This window comes from Stenotrophomonas sp. PS02289 (assembly GCF_029960115.1).
Taxonomy (GTDB): domain Bacteria; phylum Pseudomonadota; class Gammaproteobacteria; order Xanthomonadales; family Xanthomonadaceae; genus Stenotrophomonas.
In genome coordinates this window covers 1-4,005 of record NZ_JASCOZ010000262.1, presented here as the reverse complement: position 1 = coordinate 4,005, position 4,005 = coordinate 1, and the positions used below count along the sequence as shown (strand labels likewise).

Sequence of the window (4,005 nt, the reverse complement as noted above, 5' to 3'; positions counted from 1 at the left end):
GCCCTCGGCAATGCGTGGGCCGGCCAACGGCCGGCGCTACCGGGAACCATGACTGGCAGCCAAACGTGTCAGCCACCCCTGTCTTCCGGCGGGCGCGCCACTCCAGTATTCCTGTCATTGCGCGGCCCCGCGCCGCGCCGCAACGTTGATGTTCCCGCACACCTGGCAAGGAGAGTCGAGCATGGTCCGGACCCATCCCCGCGTTGTACCCCTGCAGATCGAAGCTTCACGCGTGCTCGGCTGGAGCACGGCCATCGCCGTCCACGCGCTGGCCTTTCTGCTGTTGTTGATTCCGGCCACCTACGTGGCCGCCCCGCTGCCGCGCGAACGCACGCCGGTGAACTTCTTTGAGGCGCAGCCGGTGCCCCCGACGCCTCCGCCGGTCGTGATCCAGAAGCAGGAGCCCAAGCCAATCACGCCGGTCACGTCCACCCCGGTGCAGCGGGTGGCACCGCTGCCGCCGCCGACGGCCACCGCCGACGATACGCTGGCGGTACCTGCGCTGCCGGCCAGTGACGTGCAGACGCCGACCCTGGCTCCGGCCGACCCGGCACCGGCCATGTCCAGCGGCGTGCAGCTGCAGTACCGCACGGCACCGCCGCCGACCTATCCGATCGCCGCGATCCGCGCCAATGAACAAGGCACCGTCGTGTTGCGGGTACGGGTGGAGGCAGACGGCAAGGCCTCCAGCGTGAGCATCGAGCGCAGCAGTGGATCACGGGCGCTGGACGCCGCCGCGCGGCAGCAGATCCTGCGTCATTGGCGCTTTGTACCGGCCCAGGTGAACGGCCAGACCGTTGCCGCAGAGGGTTTGGTGCCGGTGTCTTTCTCGCTGCCGGACTGAGGTTGAACGCGTCATCAGCGACTAACTGAGACACAAACAGGTACGACTGTCCCGGGACGCGTTTGCAGCGCGTCCCGGCTTTGTGACCGGCGTCCGAAAGCGTTACCAATTAAGCAATTTTTCACAGCGGCGTCACCTGCGGGAAACATAGATTTGCGCGGTCGACACTGGTTCCTCAGTGCGATCCACCGACTTCGATGGTTTTCCCAGTCAGGAGAGAAGCTGTGAAACACCCGATCCAACGGCCCACCCTCGGCCGCCGCAACAACTTGGCTCACTCCGTATCCGTCGCACTTACCAGCGGCCTGCTCCTTCTGAGCGGTGCCCTGGCCTCCTCGACGGCCATGGCCCAGGATCAGGCCACCAATCTTGACCGCATCACCGTTACCGGCTCCAACATCCCCCGTACCAATACCGAAACCCCCTCGCCCGTCCAGGTTGTGACGCGCCAGGAAATCGACCGCACCGGCAAGACCACCGTGGCCGAATACCTGCAGACGCTGACCGCCGACGGCGCAGGCTCCATTCCCAAGACCTTCGGCAACGGCTTCGCCGGCGGCGGCGCGGGCATCTCGCTGCGCGGCCTGGGTGCCGGGTCCACCCTGGTTCTGTTGAACGGCCGCCGCATGGCGACCTATGGCCTGGCCGACGATGGCCAGAAGGTGTTCACCGATCTGAGCACCATTCCGCTGGATGCCGTGGAGCGCGTGGAAGTGCTCAAGGACGGCGCGTCGGCCATCTATGGTTCGGACGCCATCGCCGGTGTGGTCAACATCATCCTGCGCAGCGACTTTGAAGGCGGCATCCTGCGTGGCTCCTACGGCATGTCCGAGGACGGCGACGGTGATGCCAAGAAGGCCACCCTGACCATCGGCACCGGCAACCTGGTTGAAGATGGCTGGAATGCGTTCATGAGCCTGGACGTCGGCAAGACCGACGCGATCAAGATCAGCGACCGCAAGAACCGCAAGTGGATCGGCACCGGCGACCTGCGTCGCTGGGGTATTTCCGCACAGGACTCGCAGTTCATCGGCGGTGCCTACCTCAATGGCGGCACCAGCGGCGGTGCCGGCCCGAACGGTTCGGTGTTCGACGACCGCAACGTGACCGACGACAACCCGGCCTTCCTGGTGCCCCTGCCGGGCTGCCAGGGCCTGACCACCATTCCGGGCCAGACCGACGCCTCCATCGCCGAAGACGGCTGCCTGTGGAATCCGGCGCAGCTGTATCGCGACCTGAGCCCGAAAGAGGAATACGTCAACGTGTTCGGCCGCGCCAGCTTCGCCTTCGGCGAGGGCGGCGAGATCTACACCGAGATCGGCTACTCGAAGAAGGAAACCACCTTCAGCAACACGCCGTCGGGCGTGTCCGGCAGCTGGGGTTACCCGGGCGGCCCGCGCAATGCCAGCAGTGGCGATGGCGCAGTGGTGCTCTCCCCGACCCATCCGGACAACCCGATCCCGGGCCAGGAATCGCGCCTGCGTTATTCGGCGTGGGACGTGGGTCCGCGCGTGACCAACAACACCAACGAGTTCAACCGCTTCCTGGTCGGCGTGAAGGGCAACTGGGGTGAGTGGAGCTACGACACCGCCTACCTGCATTCGGGCACCGACCTGACCAACGTGCGCACCGGCTTCCTGCGTTACAGCGCCGTGCAGTGCGCCTTGGGCGACCCGAACTGTGCCGGCGGCGTGTGGCGCATCGGCGACGATGCCGGGCTGAACTCGCAGGCGCTGTATGACTACATCTCGCCGACCATCAGCGCACGCGCCAAGTCCAGCCTGGACATGTTCGACTTCACCGTGTCGCGCAGCCTGGCCGACCTGCAGGGCGGCCCGCTGGGCCTGGCGCTGGGTACCGAATGGCGCAAGACCAGCAACAGCCTGACCCCGCAGACCTACACCGACCAGGGTGACATCATCGGCCTGGGCTACTCGGCCTACGACGGTACCCAGAACGTGTACGCCGGCTACGTGGAACTGTCCGCGCCGGTGCTGGAGCAGCTCGAGCTCACGGGTGCCGTTCGCTACGACAAGTACGAGAGCGGTGAAGGCAAGGCCACGCCGAAGCTGGGTGTGAAGTGGACGCCGGTGGACTGGATCGCACTGCGCGCTACCTACGCCGAAGGCTTCCGCGCACCGAATCCGGCGGAAAATGGCGACGGCGGCCTGGCCGCATTCTCTACCGCACGCGACCCGGTGCGCTGCGCCGCAGACCCGACCACCACCAACTGTGGTGCCCGCCCGGTGGCGATCATCACCAGCCCGAACCCGGACCTGAAGCCGGAAGAGTCCAAGAGCTACTCGGTGGGCCTCGTGCTGCAGCCGACCTCGTCGACCTCGCTGACGGTGGATGCCTGGCAGATCAAGCGCACCAATGAAATCGCCCAGGGCAGCACCGCCCAGGCGATCGCCGACGGCGACGTGCTGCGCGATATCGACCTGATCAACGGCGTTCCGGGCACCGGCAGCATCCTGGCGGTCAACACCGCGTACGTGAACGCCAACTCGTCGCGTGTGCGCGGTATCGATACCGATATCCGCCAGACCTTCGACATCGGCCCGGGCCAGCTGGAGATGGATCTGCAGTGGAGCCACGTGCTCAAGTTCGAACGCACCGAGGGTGGTGAAACCGTGGATTACGTGGGCACCCACGGCAACTGCGACGTCACCAACTGCATCGGTACGCCGGAAGACCGGGTCAACTTCGGCACCACCTGGAAGCAGAACAACTGGAGTGTCAGCGGCGTGGTCAACTACGTCTCCAGCCTGGAGAACAAGGACCGCCGCGGTGGCGACTACCTGGCGTTCTACTGGGACGGCACGCCGGTCGAGAAGATTTCCTCGTTCACCACCTTCGACCTGTCCGGTCGCTGGAACATCACCGACGCCTTTGAACTGAATGCCTCGGTGCAGAACGTGTTCGACCGGATCGCGCCGCTCGACCCGACCACCTACGGCGGCGTCAACTACAACCCGCTGCACTTCAGCGGTGCGATCGGCCGCTACTTCACGGTGGGTGCGAAGTACACCTTCAACTGATCCTACAGGTGTGAAACACGAAACGCCCGGGCCAAGGCCCGGGCGTTTCTGTGTCGCTGTCAGTTACATCCCGCCACGCCCGTCGAACCTCTTCGGGTCCCCGTCTTGCCGCGACCACAA

Annotated in this window: 2 protein-coding genes; both read left to right on the top strand. The window is 65.6% G+C overall.

Features of this window, described 5'->3' with window-relative positions:
- The first annotated feature begins 181 nt into the window (after positions 1 to 181).
- Entirely contained in the window at positions 182 to 844 is a 663-nt protein-coding gene (locus tag QMX83_RS20615) for an energy transducer TonB (protein ID WP_282298491.1), read from the top strand.
- A 224-nt stretch (positions 845 to 1,068) separates the two neighbouring features.
- Entirely contained in the window at positions 1,069 to 3,885 is a 2,817-nt protein-coding gene (locus QMX83_RS20610) for a TonB-dependent receptor (RefSeq protein ID WP_282298490.1), read from the top strand.
- Positions 3,886 to 4,005: the final 120 nt, after the last annotated feature.

Bases quoted from the DNA above. Each gene is read 5' to 3' on its own strand.
- QMX83_RS20615 (WP_282298491.1), top strand. From the start codon at position 182: ATGGTCCGGACCCATCCCCGCGTTGTACCCCTGCAGATCGAAGCTTCA.